The following is a 20,114-nucleotide window of genomic DNA, read 5'->3' on the forward strand; positions in this document are numbered from 1 at the left end:
CTAGGTCAGCGTTCGACGAATCCCGGGAGTCCGCCCCGGGCCGGCTCCCAGGTGTCGACGACGAGGTCCACGTGGCCGGGGGTCCCGCCGCCGCGGAGGAGTTCCAACAGGTCACGGCACGCGGGCTCCGGTCCCTCCGCCACCACGTGGACGCGCCCGTCCGGCTTGTTGGCCGCGTACCCGCTCAGGCCGAGTTCGAGTGCCCGGCTGCGGGTCCACCAACGGAAGCCCACGCCCTGGACGCGGCCGTGGACCCAGGCGACCAGCCGGACCCGGTCGGCTCCCGGGGCGCTCATGCCTCGTCGCCCCCGGTCTCGAAGCCCAGCTCGATCTCGGTGCCCGCGGTGAGCGTCCGGCCGACCGTGCACGCGGAGTCCACCGAGCGCCGGATCATCGCCACCAGTCGCTCGGCCATCGCCGGGTCTAGCCCGGACAGGTCGAGCTCGTAGCTCTCCTCCAGCAGCGGGTATCGCTCGTTCTCGCGGTCGGCGTCTCCGGAGACGCGAACGGTCGCGGCGTAGTCGTCACCCAACCGGCGGGAGATCGTGAAGTCGGAGGCCATGGCCGTGCAGGACCCGAGCGCGATCTTGAGCAACTCCCCCGGGGTGAACACCCCCTCGACGTCGGCCGAGCCGATCTCGACCCGGGCTCCCCGGGAAGATGTCCCCACGTAGCGTCGGGTCCCGGTGCGTTCGACACGGAGATCGGGAGCGGGGTGCGCCGCCTGCGGGGCGGCCGGCGCGGGCGTCTGCGTGGGGGTGGGGGGCGTCGACTCAGTCATGCGGTCATCGTACGACCGGTCCGCGGGCCACCTCAGCCCCGCCGCGGCGCGCGGGACCGACGTGGCGGGCGGGACCGGCGTGGCGCGGGCTGGCAGACCGGGCAGAAGTGCGAACCGCGGTTCATGAAGTCCTCCCGCACCACGGCCGTCCCACACCGCGCGCACGGCAGGCCCGCCCGTCCGTAGACGTCGAGGGAGCGATCGAAGTACCCCGAGGCGCCGTTGACGTTGACGTACAGCGCGTCGAATGAGGTGCCGCCGGCCGCCAGCGCGTCCGCCATCACCTCGCGGGCGTGCTCGAGGACCCCGGTCACGGCGCGGAGTGTCACGGCGCCGGACCGCCGGCGGCCGTGGAGACCGGAGCGCCACAAGGCCTCGTCGGCGTAGATGTTGCCGATCCCCGAGACCACGGTCTGATCCAGCAGGAGGCGCTTGATCTCGGTGTCCCGGCGTCGGATCGTCCGGGCGGCGACGAGGGGGTCGAACCCGGGCTCGAACGGGTCCGCCGCGATGTGGGCGGCCGGCGCGGGCAGGAGCTCCCCCGTGCCGTCGAGAGCCTCCGCCAGTGGGACGACGGTCCACCCGCCGAACGTCCGCTGATCGACGAAACGCAGCTCCCTGCCGTCGTCGAGCTCGGCTCGCGCGTGCAGATGGCGTACCGGCGGCGCACCGCCCTCGGCGACCAACATCTGCCCGCTCATCCCCAGGTGTACGAGCAGGCAGTCCGCTCCCGCCGCGTGGTCGGAGTCCAGGGTGAGCCACAGGTACTTGCCGCGACGCCGGGCGCCGCTGACGGTGCGGCCGGTCAGACGCGCGACGATCTCAGGGGCGCCGCCCGGCTGCCGGCGCGCGGTGCGGGCGCCGGTGACCTCCACGGACGTGATCACACGACCGACGACGTGATCGGCCAGGCCCCTGCGGACGACCTCGACCTCGGGTAGCTCGGGCACGTCAGCGTGTGGTCCCGTCCAGGGCGGCCCACGCCTGCTCGGCGGCCTTCTGCTCGGCCTCTTTCTTGGTGCGACCGGTCCCCTCGCCCAGGGACTCGTCGCCCACGAACACCACCGCGGAGAAGGTCTTGTCGTGGTCCGGCCCGGTGGAGGTGATCTCGTACCGCACCCTGGGCCTGCCCGTCGACGCGCACTTCTCCTGCAGGCTGGTCTTCCAGTCGAGGGCCGCCCCCAGATGCGGGACCACCTGCAGTCGGTCGCCGATGATCCGTTCGATCAGACCCCGGGCCGTCTCGAGCCCGTGGGTCAGATAGACCGACCCGAACACCGCCTCGAGGGTGTCGGCGAGGATCGAGTGCTTGTCACGACCGCCCGTCAGTTCCTCACCGCGGCCGAGCCGCAGGTGATCTCCCAGGCCGCCGGGGCCGATCTCGCGCGCGATGTCGGCCAGGACGTAGGTGTTGACCAGGCTCGCGCGGATCTTGGCGAGGTCCCCCTCGGGACGGTCCGGGTACGCCGTGTAGAGGTACTCCGTCACGACCAACTCGAGCACCGCGTCGCCGAGGAACTCCAACCTCTCGTTGTGGGGCAGACCGCCGTGCTCATAGGCGTACGACCTGTGGGTCAGAGCCTGGGTGGCGAGGTCGGCGGGTAGGGCGACCCCCAGGACAGAGTCCAGGGGCGACGGCTGCTCCGTCACGCGCGGTCCTCACCGGCGTCGCCGGCTCCGGTGGACCCGAACTTCTCCGCCAACCCGGCCCAGCGCGGGTCGATCCGGCCCTCGGCGTCGCCGGAGACGCCGTCGGGAGCGGGGGTGTCCGGGTTGATGCATTCGTCGTGTCCGTAGTCGGTGCACGTCGGCGACATGGGGAACTCCAGACCGAACGCGTCGACGAGCGCGGGCTCGAGGTCGAGCAGGTCGCCGTCCAGCAGGCGGACCTCGTCCTGCTCGGCGGCCTCGGCCGCGGCGGTGCCCTCGGCCGCGTACATGTCGGTCAGGTCCACGCCCACCGGGGCGGAGAACTCGCCAAGGCAGCGCGCGCACTCGACCTCGGCCCGACCGGTGACCGAGCCGGTGACGAGCACACCCTCGTCGACGTAGGTCAGCATGAGGTCGAGGTCCACCTCGGAGCCCTCGGGGATCCGGATGAACTCCACGCCGATGGCCGAGGGGAGGACGGCGGCACGCTGCACCGGCACCATCGAGCCGGGGGCGCGTCCGAGGACGCGGGTGTCGAGGACGAGCGAATCGGCGGCGGGCCGGCCGTGGCGGGGGGTACGGGAGGTGGTGGACACGCCCAGCAGACTACCCGCCGGGGTCAGTAGTCCCCGTACCCGTCGCCCGGGCGCTCGTCCTCGCGGACCCCCCGCCGGCCGGTGGGCTCCCGTCGCCCGACCGGGGCGACACCGTGCAGCTCCTCGCGACCCCGGCTGACGGTGCGGAGGGTGGTGCCGAGGAACTCCTCGAACCGGGCCATCTTCTCGTCGATGTAGGCGTCGCATTCCTCGCGCCGACGCTCGCTCTCGGCGTGCGCGGCGTCTCGCACCCGCGCGGCTTCCTCGTCGGCGATGCGGACGACCTCGGACTCGGACAGCATCCGCTGCTGCTCCTGCCGGGCTTCGGTGATCGTGCGGTCGTAGAGGATGTTGGCCTGTTCGACGAGCCGGTCTGCCTCCGCGCGGGCGCGGCTCGTGGTGGACTCGGCGTCCCGACGCGAGCGGTCGAGGAGCTCCGCCGACTCGGCGCGGGCGTCGCCCACCAGCCCGTCGGCGTGGGTGGTCGCCTCGGCGACCATGCGGTCGGCGCGGGCCTTGGCGTCGGCGAGCATGGCGTCCGCGTCCTCGCGCGCCTCGCGCAGGGTGCGGTCCGCCTCGGCGTCGGCGGCGGCGACCGTCTCGCGGGCGGTGGCATCGGCCTCCGCGAGCACCCTGTCGCGCTGGTCCAGCACGTCCTGGGCGTCGTCGAGTTCGCCGGGGAACGAGTCACGGATGTCGTCGAGCAACAGCAGGGACTCGTGCCGGGGCACCACGCAGTTCGCGGTCATGGGCAGACTGCGGGCGTCCTCGATCATCGCGTTCAGCTCGTCGAGGGCCTGGAACACTCGGTACACGCTCGTCCCTTCACCGGATCGTCACTCTTGCCCCACCAGTGTGCCCGCAACACAGGTCGCCGGGCCGGTGCGTGGGCGGTGTGTCCGGTAGGTCCGGCGGGCCAACGCCGCTTGCCCCGCCCCTCCGTCAGCCCAGGCGCTCCGTCAGGGCGCGGGCGACCGGCTCCGGCAGCAGGTGGGACACGTCGCCGCCGAGTCGGGTGACCTCGCGGCACAGCGAGGAGGAGACGAACGCCAGGTCGGCCCGGGTGGGCAGGAAGACGGTGTCGATCTCGGCGATCGAACGGTTCATGTGGGCCATCGGCAACTCGTAGTCGTAGTCGGTGGAGTCGCGCAGGCCCTTGATCACCGCGGTGGCACCCTGATCGCGGCAGTAGTCCACGAGCAGTCCGTAGAAGCTGTCCACCCGCACCCCGGGAATGTCGACGCAGACCTCGTCGATCATCGCCTTGCGCTCGTCGATCGAGAAGGTGCCCTGTTTGTTGGGGTTGGCGACCACGCACACGATCACGTCGTCGAACAGCGCGGCGGCTCGCCGGATGATGTCGAGGTGCCCGAGGGTCACCGGATCGAAGGAGCCTGGGCACACGACGGTGGTCATGGGGCGACCGTATCAACAGGCCGGGCCATCTCCACGGCGGTCTCGCCGTAGGTGCGCTGAAACCCGACCTCGTACCCGCCCGGCCACCGCACGGCCGGGTCCCGCTTCGACCGCTCCCACACGACGAGCGCGTCCTCCGCGAGCCACCCCCCGGCGAGCAGGGCCTCCAGCACCGGTTCGTCCAGCTCCGCTGACCGCTCGTACGGAGGGTCGGCCAGGACGAGGTGGAATCCGCCCTCGAGGGGGCACCGGCCACGGACCGCGGCGGGCAACGCCGCGCGCTTCACGGTGAGACGGAGCGGGGACGACGACGATGAGGACGACGACGACGACAACGACGACGACGCGCCCGCCGTGTTCTTCTTCAGGCACGCCACCGCGCGCTGGTTCTCCTCGACGAACCACGCCACGTCGGCTCCCCTGGAGACCGCCTCGAGTCCGAGCGCACCGGAGCCCGCGAACAGGTCGAGAACGGCGGCGCCGTCCAGGTCCACCCGGCTTCCGATGGCACTGAAGAGCGCCTCGCGGACACGGTCCGTGGTGGGCCTGGTGCCGGCCGGCGGCACGGTGATCGTCAGCCCGCGCAGGCGGCCGGAGATGATGCGGGTCATGTCTTCCCTGTGGTCGTGGGTCAGTATCTGAACAGGTAGTCGGATTCCTCGGAACCGGCCAGGCGGCGGACCCGCTCCGCGAGCGCCGGGTGGGCGTGCAGCCCCGGGTCGGACTCCAGGATCTGTTCGGCGTGGCGCCGGGCGATCTCGATCACCTCACCGTCGTCCACCACCGACAGCAACCGCAACGCCGAGAGGGCACCCGACTGGGCGTCCCCGAGGACATCGCCCTCGCGGCGCTGCACCAGGTCCAACTGCGCCAGCACGAAGCCGTCCGTCGTGGCCGCCACGGCATCGAGCCGCTCCATCGAGCGACCCCCGGTGCGGGAGTTGGTCACCAGCAGGCACAGGCCGGGCAGTCCGCCCCGACCGACGCGGCCACGCAACTGGTGCAGCTGACTCACGCCGAAGCGCTCGGCGTCCATGACCACCATGACGGTGGCCTGGGGAACGTCCACACCGACCTCGATCACGGTCGTGGAGACGAGGACGTCGAGAGCGCCGGCCGCGAACGCCGCCATGGTGGCGTCCTTCTCCTCCGGCGGGAGTCGGCCGTGCATGAGTCCGATCCTCAGTCCCGCCAGGGGCCCGGTGGAGAGGTGCTCGTGCAGGTCCACGGCAGCGGCCAACGGCGGTCGGTCGCTGCCGTTGTCGTCGTCGCCCCCCTTGTCGGCGCCCCCCTTGTCGGCGCCGCCGCCCTTCTCGGGGTCGTCGGCGTCGATCCGCGCGCACACCACGTACGCACGGTGGCCGGCCTCCACCTCCTCGCGCACCCGCTCCCAGGTCCGCTGGAGCCACCGCGGCTTCTCCCTCGCCGGGACAACGGAGGTGGAGATGGGGCGACGCCCCCCGGGGAGCTCCTGGAGCTCAGACACCTCCAGGTCCCCGAACACGGTCATGGCGATGGTCCGCGGGATCGGGGTCGCGGTCATCACCAACAGGTGGGGGACCAGTCCCTCGCGCCCCTTGGCGCGCAGTCGGTCGCGTTGCCGAACGCCGAAGCGGTGCTGCTCGTCGACCACCACCAGGCCGAGGTCGAAGAAGTCCACCGTGTCCTGGATCAACGCGTGGGTCCCCACGATGATCCCGGCCTCCCCGGTGACGATGTCGAGCAGGGCCGCGCGCCGCTGGGCCGTGGACATCGACCCGGTGAGCAGCACCACGCGGGTGGCCTGCTCGGCCGCTCCCAACCTGCCGCGCTCACCGAGATCGCCGAGCATCGCAGTCAGTGAACGGTGATGCTGGACCGCCAGGACCTCGGTGGGGGCCAGCATCACGCACTGCCGCCCGGCGTCGACCACCTGGAGCATCGCCAACAACGCCACCACGGTCTTGCCCGAGCCGACCTCGCCCTGCAGGAGCCGGTTCATGGGCTCGTCACGGGTCAGGTCCGCCGAGATCTCCTCCAGTACCGACGCCTGTCCGCCGGTGAGCTCGAACGGCATCCGGGCCTCCATGGCCGCGCGGAGCCCGTCCCCGCGCACCGGGCTGGCCGGCGCCGGGTCCCGCGCGACGAACCGGCGCCTGGCGCCGAGCAGCAACTGCAGCGCGAGTGCCTCGTCGAAGCGCAGCCGGTACCCGGCCCGATCCTTGTCCCGGGAGTTCTCGGGTAGGTGGGCCTTACGCAGTGCCTCGTCGAGGTCCATGAGGCCCGCCACCGACCGGACCGTGTCGTCGAGCGGGTCGACCACCGGCACCAACGCCCGCAGGGTGGTGACCACCGCGCCGAGCAGGTCCCAGGAGGTGACCCCCTCCTTGGCCGCGTACACGGGCAGCAGTGGCCGGTCGAACAGGCTCGGTCCGCCCTCGGCGTCGATCTCCGCGGCCAGGCGGGCCAGCGCCGCGAGGTCGCCGGACCCCTTGAGCTGGCCGCCGGGGCCGGTCACCGGACGCAGGACGAGGAACTCGGGATGCTTGAGGTCCAGTGACCGGCGGAAGCGGGAGACGGTGCCGTCGAACATCGCCAGCGTCCCCACCGGGAGCATGAACTTGATCTTGCGCCCGGCGAAGAACACGACCCGGAACGTGGTGTCGCCGTCCTCGACCGTCAGCGTGAGCATCTCCCGCGTCTGCCGCTGCTTGGTCTGGTAGGTGCGGGTCTGCGCGGTGGTGACCTTGCCGATCACCGTGACCCGCTCGCCGTCGACCAGTTCCCGCTTGTCGTAGCGCTGCCCGTGCTGCCGGTAGCGGCGCGGCAGAGTGTGCAACAGGTCGCCGACGCTGCGGTGCCCGAACGCGGCGGTGATGCGCTCCGCCAGCCCGGGGTCGAGGACCTCGGCGAGCGGGGTGTCCGTGGTGGCCAGAGAGGTCATTCGACCCCGACTTGGGCCACGGCCCGCCCGGGGCCGGCGGCGTACCCGACCACCTCGATGTCGGGGTGGGAAGACCGCACGCGGGACAGCGCCGACTCGGTCGCCGCCTCGTCGTAGGCGTCACCGAACAGTACGGTGACGAGTTCGCCTCCGGAGGACAGCACCCGGTCGACGAGCGCACACACCGCGTCGACCGCGTCGGACTCGATCAGTGCGACGTCGTGCCCCACCACGCCGAGCAGGTCGCCGGCGGTGCACCGACCCACCAGGGTCAGCGCGTCCTGCTCCGCCCGGATCAGGTGGGCGTGCCGGGTCCCGGCCGCGGCGTCGGCCATGGAGAACCCGTCCAGCGACAGGGTGGTCGTGGGGTCGTGCACCGCCAGGGCGGCCAGGCCCTGGACCACGGATCCGGTCGGCAGGATCAGTGCGTGACCCTCGCCGTCGCGCAGCGCGGCGTCGATGGCGCCGATCTGGTCGCGGGACAGTTCGCCGTTGGGGAGGACGAGGAGCTCGTCGGCGTCGACGGCGAGCACCGCGTCGATCACGCCCTCCCCGTCGTCCCCGGGGTCGACGGTCTCCGCCCCGGCCTCGGAGAACAGGTCGGCCAGAGGCCCCTCCGGCACGATGGCGACGACCTTGCGCAGCCCGGGGTCGCCGGTTCGCTGGTCCGAACCGTGCGGGTCCCCGGCGTCGTGGGCCCGGTGCTGCCCGGGTCGATCGCCCGCGGGGTCGAGCATGTCGGTCACCCGGATCTCGGTGACCCGCCCGAGCGACAGGGCCGCCTCGATCGCGGCGCCGATGTCGTCGGTGTGGACATGCACCGCCCACCTGGCGTTGGCTCCGGAGCCACCGTCGCCGACGACACCCACGCTGTCGCCCACCATCCGGAGTGCGGTCCGCAGCTCGTCGGCGCGCGCGTCGTCGGAGTGGGTGAGGGAGTACATCACCTCGTAGCGGGTCCCGGCGTCCTCGTGCGGTTCGTCCGTATCGTGCCCGGGCGTTGACGACGCCTCTGCGCCGTCCTTCGGGATGAAGTAGTCCGGCCGTTCGGGGGTCTGACCCGCCAGGATCTCGACCATGGCGTCCAGCAGGACGAGCAGCCCACGCCCGCCGGCGTCGACGACGCCGGCCCTGCTCAGCGCGGGCAGTTGTGACGTGGTCCTGTCGAGCGCCTCGGCGCCGGCGTCGGCGGCCACGCGGGCCACCTCGACCAACGAGGAGGCGGAGGACCGTCCGGCCGCGGTCGCGGCCTCCCGCAGGACCGTGACGATGGTCCCCTCGACCGGCTCGCTCAACGCGTGGTCCACGAGGGTCACCGCGGTCCGCAGTGCGCGCCGGTAGGTGGAGGCGTCGACCACGGTGAAGGTCGCCGCCTCGCCGACCGCCCGCAACACCTGCGATAAAATCACGCCGGAGTTCCCCCGCGCACCGTGCACGGCCCCGTGGCCCAGCGCGACGGCGATCTCGCGGGCGCCGGCGGTGCCCCCGCCCTCGGAGATCCACGCGTCCTCGCCCTCGGCCCGGTCCACGGCCGCCCGCATGGTGTAGAGCAGGTTCGTTCCGGTGTCGGCGTCGGGGACCGGGAAGACGTTGAGGGCGTTGATCTCCTCGCGGCGGGCGGCGAGCTGCTCGACGCACCGCCGGGCCCACGTGAGCAGCCCGTGCGCGTCGAGGGTCGACGGGCGTTCCTCGACACGTGTCGACTCCTGCGTCATCACCCCTCCTCACCGCGCGCCCACCCCTGCAGCCATCTTCCCTGTCGGCCCGGCCAAGCCTAGTACCCTCTGCACTCGACAGCCGTCCGACTAGCCGAGACGGCCGACACGACCCGGGAGCACCACGATGACCGCAGACCTCACCGCCACCCCCCTCGTCACTCTCACCGACGGGGTACTCACGCTCCCGGTCTCGCTGGAGGGCAAGGGCAACTCACTCGATTCCGACGCGGTCGACCAGGCGGCCATCGCCCTCCGTGCGCTCCTCGACGGCGAGATCGACGCCGGGTCGGTCCTGCTGGTGGGCCTGGGCGAAAATTTCTGCAACGGCGGCAACGTCCCGGGCTTCGCCGCGGCCGAGGACCGTTCGGAGCACGTGCGGGAGCTCGCGGACCGGCTGCACGGGGTCGTCCGGATGCTCGACGAGGTGACCGTGCCCGTGGTCGCCGCGGTCGCGGGGTGGGCGGCCGGCGCCGGCGCCTCGCTGGCCATGGCCGCGGACTTCTCGGTCGGCGGGCCCGACACCCGACTGCTCGCGGCCTACCCGGGCATCGGGCTGTCGCCGGACGGAGGGATGTCGTGGCGCCTGCCGCGCGCGGTCGGTCAGCCCGCGGCGCGGGCGTTCATCCTCGGCAACGAGCCGATGGACGGTGAGCGCGCCTTCCAGTTGGGCGTGCTCACGACCTTCGTCGACGGCGACGTCCGGGAGGCCGCCCGGTCTCTGGCTGTGCGTCTCGCGGCCGGACCGCGCGAATCCCACGCCGCCGCGAAGGCGCTCCTGCGTGCCTCCGAGAACGCCACGCTGTCGGATCAACTCGACGCCGAGCGCGAGTCGATCGCCCGCCTCGCCGTCTCGCCGGACGGCATCGAGGGCGTGGATGCGTTCGTCGCCAAACGCCGTCCGGAGTTCGGACGGGGCTGAGCCGGGAACGCCACGTCGTGGACCGGCCGGGTCCGCTACATCTGTAGCGGATCCTTTGGCAGTCGCCAGTCCATCGGCTCGGCACCGAGTCGCCTCAGTTCCTCGTCGGCGCGGCTGAACGGCCGTGAGCCGAAGAACCCGCGCGACGCCGAGAGCGGCGAGGGGTGCGCGGACGCGATCACGGGGGTGTCCCCCAGCATCGGCGCCAGCGACTGCGCATGGCGCCCCCACAGGATCGCCACCATCGGGCGATCCCGCTCGACCAGGGCCTCGATCGCCCGCCCGGTGACCTCCTCCCACCCCTTGCGGCGGTGGGAGGCGGGCTCCCCGGGCGCGACGGTGAGCACCCTGTTGAGCAACAGGACCCCTGCCCGGCTCCAGGCCCCGAGGTCGCCGTGGCCGGGGGCCGCCAGTCCCAGGTCGTCGGTGTACTCGCGATAGATGTTGACCAGGCTTCGCGGGAGCGGACGCACGTCGCCGTTCACCGCGAAGCTCAGTCCGACCGCGTGGCCGGGCGTCGGGTACGGGTCCTGCCCCACGATCAGCACGCGCACGTCGTCGAACGGCTGGGTGAACGCGCGCAGCACCCGGTCGGCGGCGGGGAGGTATCCCCGGCCCGCCGCGTTCTCTGCGCGGAGGAAATCACCCATCCGGTGGATCCGTTCGTCGACCGGCGCGAGCGCGCGTGCCCAGCCGGGGTCGAGGAGGTCGGACAACGGTGCGGGCGGGGTGTGTCGGTCGTCCACCGGTCAGTCGAGCCGACGCAGGTCGGCGCGGTAGCGCATGGCGTTGTCGTGGTACATCTGTGTGTTGCCCTCGAGCATCGCGGGGTCCACCTCGACGCCCTCGCGGATCTTCGCCGGCGTCCCCATCGCCATGCGGCGGGCGGGGAGGTCGAACCGGGGCGGGACCAGGCAGCCGGCGGCCACGACCGCCCCGTCCCCGATCACGGAACCGTTGAGCACGATCGAGCCCGACGAGATGAGAACGCCGTTCCCGATGGTGGCCCCCTCGATGTGCGCGTTGTGGCCCACCACGCAGTGTTCACCGATGATCGTCGGTTCGGTGGCCGTGCAGTGGACGATCGTGCCGTCCTGGATATTGCTCATCGCGCCGATCTCGATGCGCCCGTAGTCGCCGCGCAGGACGGCGGTGGGCCACACCGAGGCGCCGGCGCCGAGTGTCACCCGGCCGATGACCACCGCATCGGGGTGCACCCAGGCGTCGGGTGCGATGTCGGGTTCGAGGTCTCCCAGTGCGTAGACAGCCATGCGGATCACCCTAGTTCGCGCCGCGGGCGGAGTCCCAGCCTCCCGGCGTGCGGGGCTCACCGTCGAGGGTGACCAGGCCGGGTTCTCCCGACCGGACGGTGCCGATCGCCGTGAACCCGGGCGGGATCACCGCCCCGGGTGGGAACGTCCCGAGCAGTCCGTGGTCCTCGCCACCGTCGAGGACCCAGTCCAGCACCTGACGCCCGGGGTCCGCGACGCCCAGTGTTCCCGCGGCCTCGGCCAGGACCGGGTCGACGGGCAGCGCGTCGGTGACGAGGTCGGCCGCGACGCCCGATGCCCGCGCGAGCCCCGACAGGTCGCGCAGCAGCCCGTCGCTGACGTCGGTGAGAGCTCGCGCGCCTGCGAGCCGGGCGGCGGTGCCGGAGCCGATCGGCGGTACGGGTACCCGGTGCGACCGCTGGAGCGGGCCATCGGCGTGCCCGGCCAGGAGCAGCGCCAGCCCGGCGGCCGAGCGTCCGGGCGCGCCGGTGAGCGCGACCGTGTCGCCGGGCTCCGCCCCGTCGATCCGCAGGGGGCGGGCGCCGTCCGGGAGGGTGCCGATCGCCGTCACGCCGACGACGACGAGGTCCGCTCTGGTGAGATCCCCGCCGACCACGACGGCGCCGGATCGCGCGGCCTCCCCGTGAACACCCTCCGCAAGGTCCGCGATCTGCCCCATCGTCGTCGCGGCCGGTACGGCGAGGGCGACCAGGACACGTGTGCACTCGGCCCCCATCGCCAGGACGTCGGAGACGTTCTGCGCCACCGCGCGCCTGCCCACGTCGCCCCAGCCGGTGAGGTCGAGACGGAAGTGGGTGCCCTCGACGAGCATGTCGGTGGTGACCACGGTGGCGGCGGCGGGTCCCAGGACCGCGGCGTCGTCGCCGTTGCCGACCGGGTCGTCCACGGCGTGCCCGGCCGCGCCGCTCAGGACGGCGAGCACCGCGGCCTCGCCCGCCTCGGCGACGGTGAGGGCGCGGTCGGACACGGCGGCCACCTCTGCTTCCCGTGGTGTCTCGTCGCCGGGCACACCGGCGGGGGTCTGTAGCGTTGCCGTCAGGTTAGCGGCCGCCTGAGTCGGCGGCCGATCGTGGGAGGAAGGACGACACGACGTGGCTTCGACGGATTCGGACCCGGCCGGGCGGTATGACGCCGGCCCGCGGGACACCGGTACCCCGGGTGCGCGGGCGGTCCCCGTGTCGACCATCGTGGTGGTCCTCGCGGTGGTCGTCCCGCTGGTCATGCTCGCCGTCGTGTTGGTGCTGTTCCGCTCGGTGGGTGAGGAGGCCACGGAGGCGGCCGCGAGCGAGCCGGTGGCCGCGGTGCCCATCCCCTCGCCCGGAGCCGGGTCTGACGAGTGCGCCGCATTGATCGAGTCGCTCCCGGAGTCCCTCGGGGAGGCCGGCCGCGTCGCTCTGGCCGAACCGGCGCCGGAGGGGACGGCGGCATACCGGATGCCCGATGCCGAACCGGTGATCGTCCGCTGCGGACTGCCGGCTCCGCCGACCTTCACGGTGGGGGTGGGCCTGCAGGAGGTCAACGGCGTCCAGTGGTTCAACGAGCCCGATCCGGACCCGGCGGTCACTGCGTCGACCTGGGTCGCCGTCGACCGTCTGCAGTTCGTCGCGGTGACACTGCCCGACGGCAGTGGAACCGGCCCGATCCAGGATCTCTCCGACGCGCTCACCGCGAGCCTCGAGGCCGTCGAGCCGGACCCCGCACCGATCGGCTGACCCGGCCGACGGGGCCGGGGTGCGGCCGTCTCAGCCGCGGGCGAGTGCGGTCCGCACCAGGGTGTCGAGCAGGGTCGGGTAGTCGACGCCCGTCGCCGCCCACATCTGCGGGTACATGGAGATCGGGGTGAACCCGGGAATGGTGTTGACCTCGTTGATCACCGGCCCGTCGGCGGTGACGAAGAAGTCCACCCGACTCAGCCCCCGGGCGTCCAACGCGTGGAACGCCTCCACCGCCAGTGCGCGCAGTCGCCCGGTCTCCTCGTCCGACAGATCGGCGGGCAGGTCGAAGGTGGTCACGTCGTCGAGGTACTTGGTGTCGAAATCGTAAAAGGCGTCACCCTCGGTCCCACCCTCCCCGCCGGTGGGCTCGCCGGGGATGTGCAGTTCGGCGGGCAGACTCGCCTCCACCCGGCCATCGGGGTACTCGAGGACCCCGCACTCGACCTCGCGTCCGACTATCGCGGCCTCGACGATCACCTTCGGGTCGAAGCGTCGCGCCTCGGTGATCGCCGCATCGAGTTCCTCCGCCCGCGACACCTTGGTGATGCCGATGGACGAGCCGCCGCGGGCCGGCTTGACGAACAAGGGAAGCCCCAAGCGGTCGAGGTCCGGCGCCGGGAGCGTCGCGGTACCCGGCCTGAGCACGACCTGCTGACCGATCGGCAGGCCCGCTGCGCCGAGGACGACCTTGGTGAACTCCTTGTCCATGCCGGCGGCACTGGCGAACACGCCCGGGCCGACATAGGGGATGCCCGAGAGTTCGAGCAAACCCTGGACGGTCCCGTCCTCCGCGTGGGTGCCGTGCATGACGGGGAAGACGACGTCCACCCGAGCGAGTTCCTCCCCGGCCCGGTCGCAGCCCGAGAACCGTAGCACCCCGCGGTCGTCGGTGGACAGCCCCAGTGCGACCCCGGGGCGGTGCGGGTCGACGACCGGCATGTTGCGATCGACGATCCGCAGGTCGGACACGTCCTCCGGGCCGAGCGTCCACGTCCCGGATTCGGTGATCCCGACGGGGATGACCTCATAGATCGCGGGGTCGAGGTGCGACATGACGGCGCCGGCGGAGACGCAGCTCACGGAGTGCTCCGAGCTGCGACCGCCGTAGAGGACGGCAACGGTGATGCGATTCACCGGGCCGAGGCTACTCGGGCTTGGTGCTCCGCCTCATGAGGCGCACCGCCACCTCGACGGCGTCGCCCCCCTCGTGACAGATCTCGTGGATCGCCTCCGTCAGCGGCATCTCCACCCCGACCCTACGGGACAGTTCGCGGATCGACGTGCACGACTTGACCCCCTCGGCGACCTGACCGTTGGTGGCCTGCTGGGCCTGTTCCAGGGTCTCTCCCCTGCCCAGACGCTCGCCGAAGGTCCGGTTGCGGGACAGGGGCGAGGTGCAGGTCGCCACGAGGTCCCCGAGGCCCGCCAGCCCCGCGAAGGTCATCTGGTTGGCGCCCAGCGCCACGCCGAGCCTGGTGGTCTCGGCCAGCCCTCGGGTGACGAGGGTGGCCATGGTGTTGTCGCCCAGCCCCATCCCGGTGGCGATGCCGCACACGAGGGCGATGACGTTCTTGGTGGCGCCACCGATCTCGCAGCCCACGACGTCGGTGTTGGTGTACGGGCGGAAGTAGGGCGTGGAGAAGGCGTCCTGGAGCCGGGCCGCGCGCTCGTCGTCCGTGCAGGCGATCACGGTCGCCGCGGGCTGCCCCTCCGCGATCTCCCTCGCGAGGTTGGGGCCGGACAGCGCGGCGATCCGGCGATCGTCGAGCCCGGTGACCTCCGCGACGACCTCGCTGATGCGCATCAGGGTCCCTGTCTCGATGCCCTTGGCCAGCGAGATCACCCCGGCCTCCGGCTCGAGGTGGTCGACCCAGTGCTCGAGGTTGCCCCGCAGACTCTGGGACGGGACCCCCAGCACGACCTCCTCGGCGCCGGCCAGGACCCGCGCCGGGTCGGTCGACGCGGTGACCGTCGCCGGCAGCACGATGCCGGGGAGGTATTTGGAGTTGCAGTGCGCGTCGTTGATCCCGGCTGCCACCTCGTCCCGACGGGCCCAGATCACGACCTCGGATCCGGCGTCGGCGAGAACCTTGCCGACCGCAGTCCCCCAGGACCCCGCACCCATCACCGCGATCCGCGCCATCATCGCCTCCCGACCGTCGACCTGCTCCCGACCGCCACCCTCAGGCGGATCGTGGTCAAACGCTACCCGGCGGAGGACGCTCGTGAGGCCCGGCTGGCAGGATGGCGGGCGATGAGCACAGCGGGGCACGGCGGGTCGACGGCTGACGGGTGGACGATCGTCGTCCCCGTCAAGGCGCTCGAGCGCGCCAAGAGCCGGTTGGTGCCCGCACTCACCGCGGACGGCAGGAGGGCTCTCGTGATGGCGATGGCCGTGGACGTCCTGGCCGCCTGCCGGGAGACCCCGGGAGTCGCCCGCGTTCGCGTCGTCTCCGCCGACCCCCGTGTGGAGGAACTGGCCTCGGGGGCGGGGGCGGAGTTCGTCGACGAACCCGCCCGTACGGACCCCCGCCACGGTGACCCCCTCAATTTCGCCCTGGACAACGCACTCGCCGACGTCCCGGGTCCGGTCGGAGTGGTCGCGGCGGATCTCCCGGAACTGCGACCCGAGCACCTCGCGCGGATCCTGGACATCGCCGGCCGGCACCCGCACGCCACGGTCACGGACCACCGCGGAGCCGGGACCACGATGGCGTTCTGGACCGGCGCGCCCGGTCCCCGTGTCTGCCGGTTCGGTGTCGATTCGGCCGCCCGGTACCGCGACGAGGGCGGCGCGGTACAGATCGCGGCGGTGGGCGATCTGGCCGCCGCCGCCCGGGATGTCGACGTCCCGGAGGATCTCGCGAGGTTGCCGGGGCGGTCCGTCGGTCCCGCCACCGCCGCGGCCCTCCGTGACCCCTCCGTCCGCCTCCTCGCCCACGCGACCGGGGTATCGGCCACAATGGTCCCGTGACCGCCGAACCGACCGCCCTCCAGGGATTGCCCCGGCCCCGCGACCGCTACCTCAACCGCGAACTGAGCTGGCTCGACTTCAACGCCCGGGTCCTCGCACTCGCCGGGGAGAAGGACCTCCCGCTGCTGGAGAGAGCCAAGTTCCTCGCGATCTTCGCCTCGAACCTCGACGAGTTCTACATGGTCCGCGTGGCCGGTCTCCAGCGCCGCGACAAGACGGGACTGTCCGTACGCTCCGCGGACGGCCAGACCCCCGCCGAGCAGCTGGGCCGGATCAGCCGACGGACCCGGGAACTGTGCGACGAACAGACCCGCTTGTTCGAGGACGAGATCCGCCCGGCGCTGGAGGGGCACGGGATCCGGATCCTGCCCTGGGCCGACCTCACGGCCGAGGAACGCTTCACCCTCGCGGAGCTGTTCCGTAACTCGATCTTCCCCGTCCTCACGCCCCTCGCTGTGGATCCCGCCCACCCGTTCCCGTACATCTCCGGGCTGAGCCTGAACCTCGCGGTGATCATCCGCGACCTGGACTCGGGCCAGGAGCACTTCGCCCGGGTGAAGATCCCGCACAACGTCCCGCGCTTCGTCCGGGTCGACCGCGGCGGCCCGGACGAGTACGCGTTCGTCCCCGCCGAGGACATCATCGCCGCGCACCTCCAGGATCTGTTCCAGGGCATGGAGGTCGTCGAGCACCACGTGTTCCGGGTGACCCGCAACGCGGACATGGAGGTCGAGGAGGACCGCGACGAGGACCTGCTGCAGGCACTCGAGCGCGAACTCGCCCGCCGGCGCTTCGGATCGGCCGTGCGGCTGGAGATAGCGGAGGACACCACCCCGCGGATGCTCCGCATCCTGCAGCGTGAGCTCGACGTGGACTCGGCTGACGTCATCCGGTTCTCGGGCCTGCTGGACCTCACGGGGCTCTGGCAGATCCACGGGCTGGACCTGCCGGATCTCAAGGACCCGCCCATGGTGCCGGCCACTCCCCCGGCGTTCGGTGAGAGGGAGACGGCCCGCAACATCTTCGCCTCCCTCCAGGAGGGCGACGTCCTCGTCGAGCACCCCTACGAGTCGTTCGCCACCACGGTCCAGCGGTTCATCGAACAGGCCGCTGCCGACGACGACGTCCTGGCGATCAAACAGACCCTGTACCGGACCTCCGGCGACTCCCCCATCGTCAACGCGCTGGTCGATGCCGCCGCGGCCGGCAAACAGGTCGTCGCGCTCGTGGAGATCAAGGCCCGTTTCGACGAGCAGAACAACATCCGGTGGGCCCGCGAGCTCGAGCAGGCCGGAGTCCACGTCGTGTACGGCCTCCTGGGCCTGAAGACCCACTGCAAGACCTGCCTCGTGGTGCGCAAGGAAGGCGACCGGCTCCAGCGCTACGCGCACATCGGGACCGGCAACTACAACCCCAAGACGGCGCGCCTGTACGAGGACGTCGGCCTGTTCACCGCCGACGAGGACGTCGTGTCGGACCTGACGGATCTGTTCAACCACCTGACCGGGTTCTCCAACGTGAGCAAGTACCGCCGCCTCCTCGTGGCGCCGGAGGGCATCCGGACGGGGATCATCGAGCGGATCGACCGCGAGATCGAGCTGGCCGCCGAGGGACGCGAGGCCGGTATCCGGCTCAAGGCGAACGCCCTCGTCGACGAGCAGGTCATCGATGCCCTGTACCGCGCATCCCAGGCCGGGGTTCCGGTCGACATCGTGGTCCGTGGCATCTGTTCCCTCCGGGCGGGCGTCCCCGGCCTGAGCGAGAACATCCACGTCCGCTCGATTCTCGGGCGCTTCCTCGAGCACTCCCGGATCCTGCACTTCCGGGGCGCCGACGAGGCCCTCATCGGCAGTGCGGACATGATGCACCGCAATCTGGACCGCCGCGTAGAGGTGATGGTCACCGTCACCGATCCCCGGCTCAAGGCCCAGATCCACCGCATCTTCGACTCGGCCCTCGATCCGGCCACGCGCAGCTTCCATCTCCGGCACGACGCCAGCTGGGCCCGTATGCCCGCCCCGGAGGACTGGGCCGAGTCGGTCGACCATCAGGAGCGGTCGGCCTCCCTGCACGCGGGATTCCGGGACCGATGAGCAAGAAGGCCACGGTCCGGGTGGTGCCGGCGGCGGGTGCGGTCCTGTACCTCACGGACGGCGACTCGCGCCTGTGTGCGGTGGTCCACCGCCCGCGCTACGACGACTGGTCCCTGCCCAAGGGCAAGGTCGACGCGGGCGAATCGTTGCCGGTCACCGCTGTCCGGGAGATCGCCGAGGAGACGGGATTCACCGCCGTCCTGCAGTCCCGCATCGGCACCACCGGCTACCCCCTCAAGGAGAACACCCGCAAGGAGGTCACGTACTGGTCGGCGATGGCCTGCGAGGGGACCTTCGAGCCGAACTCGGAGGTCGACGAGATCCGGTGGCTCCCGGTGGAGCAGGCCAAGGATCTGGTCTCCTACCCGTTGGACCGTAAGATCCTCACCCGCTTCTGCGCGGCCCCGCCCGAGGGAAAGACCCTGCTCGTCGTCCGGCACGCCAAGGCCGGCAGCAGGAGCCAGTGGAGCGGGAACGACGACCTGCGTCCCCTCGACAAGTCCGGACGGGCGCAGGCCGAGATGCTCGTGCCGATGCTCCGGGCGTTCGGCGTGACCCGGTTGTACAGCGCGCCCAGGGTCCGGTGCGAACAGACACTCGCGCCACTGGCGGACGAGCTCGGGGTGGGGATCGCGATCGAACCGGCGCTGAGCGACGAGGCGTACCTCGACGACCCGGCAGCCGCCGTGGCCCGGCTGGCCGCGATCGCCCCGGGCGACGGCGTCGCCGTGGTGTCCTCGCAGGGAACCGCCATCCCCGGGATGATCCGGGACCTGGCGGGCTCGACCGACATCGACGTCGGCGAGGCCGCCACCAAGAAGGCCGGCGTGTGGGCCCTGGGGTTCGACGGCACGCGGCCGACCTACGCCGACTACTACCCCAGCCCGCTACCGCTGTTCTGAGCTGCGGTAGCGGGCCGGTCGGTCAGCTGACCTTCTCGCGGTGGTTCACACCATTCTTGCGCAGGCCCCCGAACGACTGGTGGGAGCTGGAGCGCTTCGCGGCGAGCCGGTCCTCGGGGAGCGACTCGGTGCCCTGGATGACGGACTTGAAGTACTGGCCCGGCCGGAACACCGGTGAGTGGGTCGGCGGTACCGGGATCGACTCGCCGGTATGGGGGTTACGGGCGACCCGGGCCGCACGGGACCTCTTCTCGAAGATGCCGAAACCCATGATGGTGATGGATTCCCCGGACGCGACGGTCCGGACGATGATGTCGAGAGTGTTCTCCAGTGCCTCGGTGGCGAGTTGGTGATCTCCGCCCATCCGGTCCGCCAGTTCGGCGATCAGGTCGGCTTTGTTCACGTGGGGATCCCCCTTCGGGTGAGGTATGCGGGCGCGGTACCTGTCCGCCCCGAACTAGACATAAGCATACTCACATGGTTTCACCACACGGGGGTGTTTCGGAGGTTGCTCCGAAACGACTTCTTATCCCACGATCAGCGCGGGGTCGTGACCGGCTTGAACGCGGGCCGCCGACTCTCGAACTCCTCGATCCGGTGGGCTTCGCGCAGCGTGAGGCCGATGTCGTCGAGCCCCTCCATGAGACGCCACCGGGTGTTGTCGTCGATGTCGAACGGTACCGTGACGTCACCGGCCGTGACGGTGCGCGACCCCAGGTCGACGGTCAGCTCGATACCCGGTCGCTCGTCCATGACCTTCCACAGGAGTTCGACGTTCTCCTGCTCGACCTGGGCGGCCACGAGACCGGACTTCCCCGAGTTACCGCGGAAGATGTCAGCGAACCGCGAGGAGATGACCACACGGAACCCGAAATCCATCAGGGCCCACACTGCGTGCTCGCGCGAGGACCCGGTTCCGAAGTCCGGTCCGGCGACCAGGACGGAGGCGCGGTCGTAGGGCGCCCGGTTGAGGACGAAGTCGGGCTCCTTCGCCCGCCAGGAGGAGAAGAGTCCGTCCTCGAAGCCGGTGCGCGTGACGCGCTTGAGGTACTCGGCCGGGATGATCTGGTCGGTGTCCACGTTGGAGCGGCGCAGCGGGGCGCCGATGCCGGTGTGGGTGGTGATCGGCTCCATG

22 protein-coding genes are annotated in these 20,114 nt (G+C 71.6%); 5 read left to right on the forward strand and 17 right to left on the reverse strand.

The genetic code is table 11. The annotated features are described in order from the left end of the window. Positions 1-5: 5 nt before the first annotated feature. From VZF99_RS08590 to VZF99_RS08635, 10 genes are all read right to left on the reverse strand, one after another. Positions 6-296, reverse strand: coding sequence for an acylphosphatase (locus VZF99_RS08590; protein WP_119192437.1), 291 nt, complete (start codon positions 294-296; stop codon positions 6-8). Next, positions 293-781 carry an OsmC family protein gene (locus VZF99_RS08595; protein WP_407334529.1) on the reverse strand — a complete coding sequence of 163 codons (489 nt, stop codon included), beginning with the start codon at positions 779-781 and terminating at the stop codon, positions 293-295. The genes VZF99_RS08590 and VZF99_RS08595 overlap by 4 nt, the downstream gene beginning before the upstream one ends. Positions 782-813: 32 nt before the next feature. Further along, a complete protein-coding gene (gene mutM, locus VZF99_RS08600; RefSeq protein ID WP_096905310.1) occupies positions 814-1,731 on the reverse strand; it encodes a bifunctional DNA-formamidopyrimidine glycosylase/DNA-(apurinic or apyrimidinic site) lyase in 918 nt (305 codons plus the stop codon). Position 1,732: 1 nt separating this feature from the next. Next, positions 1,733-2,431 carry a ribonuclease III gene (rnc, locus tag VZF99_RS08605; RefSeq protein ID WP_159148942.1) on the reverse strand — a complete coding sequence of 233 codons (699 nt, stop codon included), beginning with the start codon at positions 2,429-2,431 and terminating at the stop codon, positions 1,733-1,735. Further along, positions 2,428-3,027: a DUF177 domain-containing protein gene (locus tag VZF99_RS08610; protein WP_067717567.1), complete on the reverse strand. Its 600-nt coding sequence runs from the start codon at positions 3,025-3,027 to the stop codon at positions 2,428-2,430. Before VZF99_RS08610 ends, rnc begins: the two co-directional genes overlap by 4 nt. A 23-nt stretch (positions 3,028-3,050) precedes the next feature. Next, positions 3,051-3,842: a DivIVA domain-containing protein gene (locus VZF99_RS08615; protein WP_096905308.1), complete on the reverse strand. Its 792-nt coding sequence runs from the start codon at positions 3,840-3,842 to the stop codon at positions 3,051-3,053. A gap of 127 nt (positions 3,843-3,969) precedes the next feature. Continuing rightward, positions 3,970-4,443 carry a pantetheine-phosphate adenylyltransferase gene (coaD, locus tag VZF99_RS08620; RefSeq protein ID WP_159148772.1) on the reverse strand — a complete coding sequence of 158 codons (474 nt, stop codon included), beginning with the start codon at positions 4,441-4,443 and terminating at the stop codon, positions 3,970-3,972. Continuing rightward, complete coding sequence (rsmD, locus tag VZF99_RS08625) at positions 4,440-5,054, reverse strand: 16S rRNA (guanine(966)-N(2))-methyltransferase RsmD (protein WP_407334530.1); 615 nt, start codon at positions 5,052-5,054, stop codon at positions 4,440-4,442. The genes coaD and rsmD overlap by 4 nt, the downstream gene beginning before the upstream one ends. Before the next feature lie 20 nt (positions 5,055-5,074). Continuing rightward, positions 5,075-7,366, reverse strand: a complete 2,292-nt coding sequence (recG, locus tag VZF99_RS08630) for an ATP-dependent DNA helicase RecG (RefSeq protein WP_120283518.1) — start codon at positions 7,364-7,366, stop codon at positions 5,075-5,077. Further along, positions 7,363-9,081, reverse strand: coding sequence for a DAK2 domain-containing protein (locus VZF99_RS08635; RefSeq protein WP_132061062.1), 1,719 nt, complete (start codon positions 9,079-9,081; stop codon positions 7,363-7,365). The genes recG and VZF99_RS08635 overlap by 4 nt, the downstream gene beginning before the upstream one ends. A 127-nt stretch (positions 9,082-9,208) precedes the next feature. Between VZF99_RS08635 and VZF99_RS08640 the strand changes: the two genes are divergently transcribed. Next, positions 9,209-10,003 carry an enoyl-CoA hydratase/isomerase family protein gene (locus tag VZF99_RS08640; protein ID WP_407334531.1) on the forward strand — a complete coding sequence of 265 codons (795 nt, stop codon included), beginning with the start codon at positions 9,209-9,211 and terminating at the stop codon, positions 10,001-10,003. 35 nt (positions 10,004-10,038) lie between these two features. Here VZF99_RS08640 and VZF99_RS08645 read toward each other — a convergent pair whose 3' ends face one another. The 3 genes from VZF99_RS08645 to thiL are packed head-to-tail and all read right to left on the reverse strand — an operon-like array spanning position 10,039 to position 12,262. Further along, positions 10,039-10,749: a uracil-DNA glycosylase gene (locus tag VZF99_RS08645; protein ID WP_407334532.1), complete on the reverse strand. Its 711-nt coding sequence runs from the start codon at positions 10,747-10,749 to the stop codon at positions 10,039-10,041. Positions 10,750-10,752: 3 nt separating this feature from the next. Continuing rightward, on the reverse strand, positions 10,753-11,274 hold the full coding sequence (locus VZF99_RS08650) for a gamma carbonic anhydrase family protein (protein WP_067717980.1): 522 nt from the start codon (positions 11,272-11,274) through the stop codon (positions 10,753-10,755). Positions 11,275-11,284: 10 nt separating this feature from the next. After that, complete coding sequence (gene thiL, locus VZF99_RS08655) at positions 11,285-12,262, reverse strand: thiamine-phosphate kinase (RefSeq protein WP_253001909.1); 978 nt, start codon at positions 12,260-12,262, stop codon at positions 11,285-11,287. Between the two features lie 124 nt (positions 12,263-12,386). Between thiL and VZF99_RS08660 the strand changes: the two genes are divergently transcribed. Continuing rightward, positions 12,387-13,007: a DUF3515 domain-containing protein gene (locus VZF99_RS08660; protein WP_119192428.1), complete on the forward strand. Its 621-nt coding sequence runs from the start codon at positions 12,387-12,389 to the stop codon at positions 13,005-13,007. Positions 13,008-13,037: 30 nt separating this feature from the next. On the opposite strand, the gene VZF99_RS08665 is transcribed toward VZF99_RS08660, so the two are convergent. Beyond that, the gene (locus VZF99_RS08665) at positions 13,038-14,144 is read right to left on the reverse strand and encodes a D-alanine--D-alanine ligase family protein (RefSeq protein ID WP_407334533.1); all 1,107 of its coding nucleotides are present in this window, start codon (positions 14,142-14,144) and stop codon (positions 13,038-13,040) included. Between the two features lie 10 nt (positions 14,145-14,154). Then, entirely contained in the window at positions 14,155-15,153 is a 999-nt protein-coding gene (locus tag VZF99_RS08670) for an NAD(P)H-dependent glycerol-3-phosphate dehydrogenase (RefSeq protein WP_407334534.1), read from the reverse strand. A gap of 111 nt (positions 15,154-15,264) precedes the next feature. Between VZF99_RS08670 and cofC the strand changes: the two genes are divergently transcribed. Genes cofC through VZF99_RS08685 form a run of 3 tightly spaced genes read left to right on the forward strand, consistent with a single transcriptional unit; the run spans position 15,265 to position 18,979 of the window. Continuing rightward, positions 15,265-15,984: a 2-phospho-L-lactate guanylyltransferase gene (cofC, locus tag VZF99_RS08675; protein WP_407334535.1), complete on the forward strand. Its 720-nt coding sequence runs from the start codon at positions 15,265-15,267 to the stop codon at positions 15,982-15,984. Beyond that, on the forward strand, positions 15,981-18,077 hold the full coding sequence (locus VZF99_RS08680) for an RNA degradosome polyphosphate kinase (protein WP_120283530.1): 2,097 nt from the start codon (positions 15,981-15,983) through the stop codon (positions 18,075-18,077). The genes cofC and VZF99_RS08680 overlap by 4 nt, the downstream gene beginning before the upstream one ends. Further along, complete coding sequence (locus VZF99_RS08685) at positions 18,074-18,979, forward strand: NUDIX hydrolase (RefSeq protein WP_120283532.1); 906 nt, start codon at positions 18,074-18,076, stop codon at positions 18,977-18,979. Before VZF99_RS08680 ends, VZF99_RS08685 begins: the two co-directional genes overlap by 4 nt. 22 nt (positions 18,980-19,001) lie before the next feature. On the opposite strand, the gene VZF99_RS08690 is transcribed toward VZF99_RS08685, so the two are convergent. After that, positions 19,002-19,382 carry an HU family DNA-binding protein gene (locus VZF99_RS08690; protein WP_407334536.1) on the reverse strand — a complete coding sequence of 127 codons (381 nt, stop codon included), beginning with the start codon at positions 19,380-19,382 and terminating at the stop codon, positions 19,002-19,004. Positions 19,383-19,516: 134 nt separating this feature from the next. Then, positions 19,517-20,113: a 3-isopropylmalate dehydratase small subunit gene (gene leuD / locus VZF99_RS08695; protein ID WP_067717524.1), complete on the reverse strand. Its 597-nt coding sequence runs from the start codon at positions 20,111-20,113 to the stop codon at positions 19,517-19,519. Between the last annotated feature and the right edge of the window lies 1 nt (position 20,114).

The organism is Dietzia kunjamensis (assembly GCF_045689975.1).
GTDB lineage: Bacteria > Actinomycetota > Actinomycetes > Mycobacteriales > Mycobacteriaceae > Dietzia > Dietzia kunjamensis.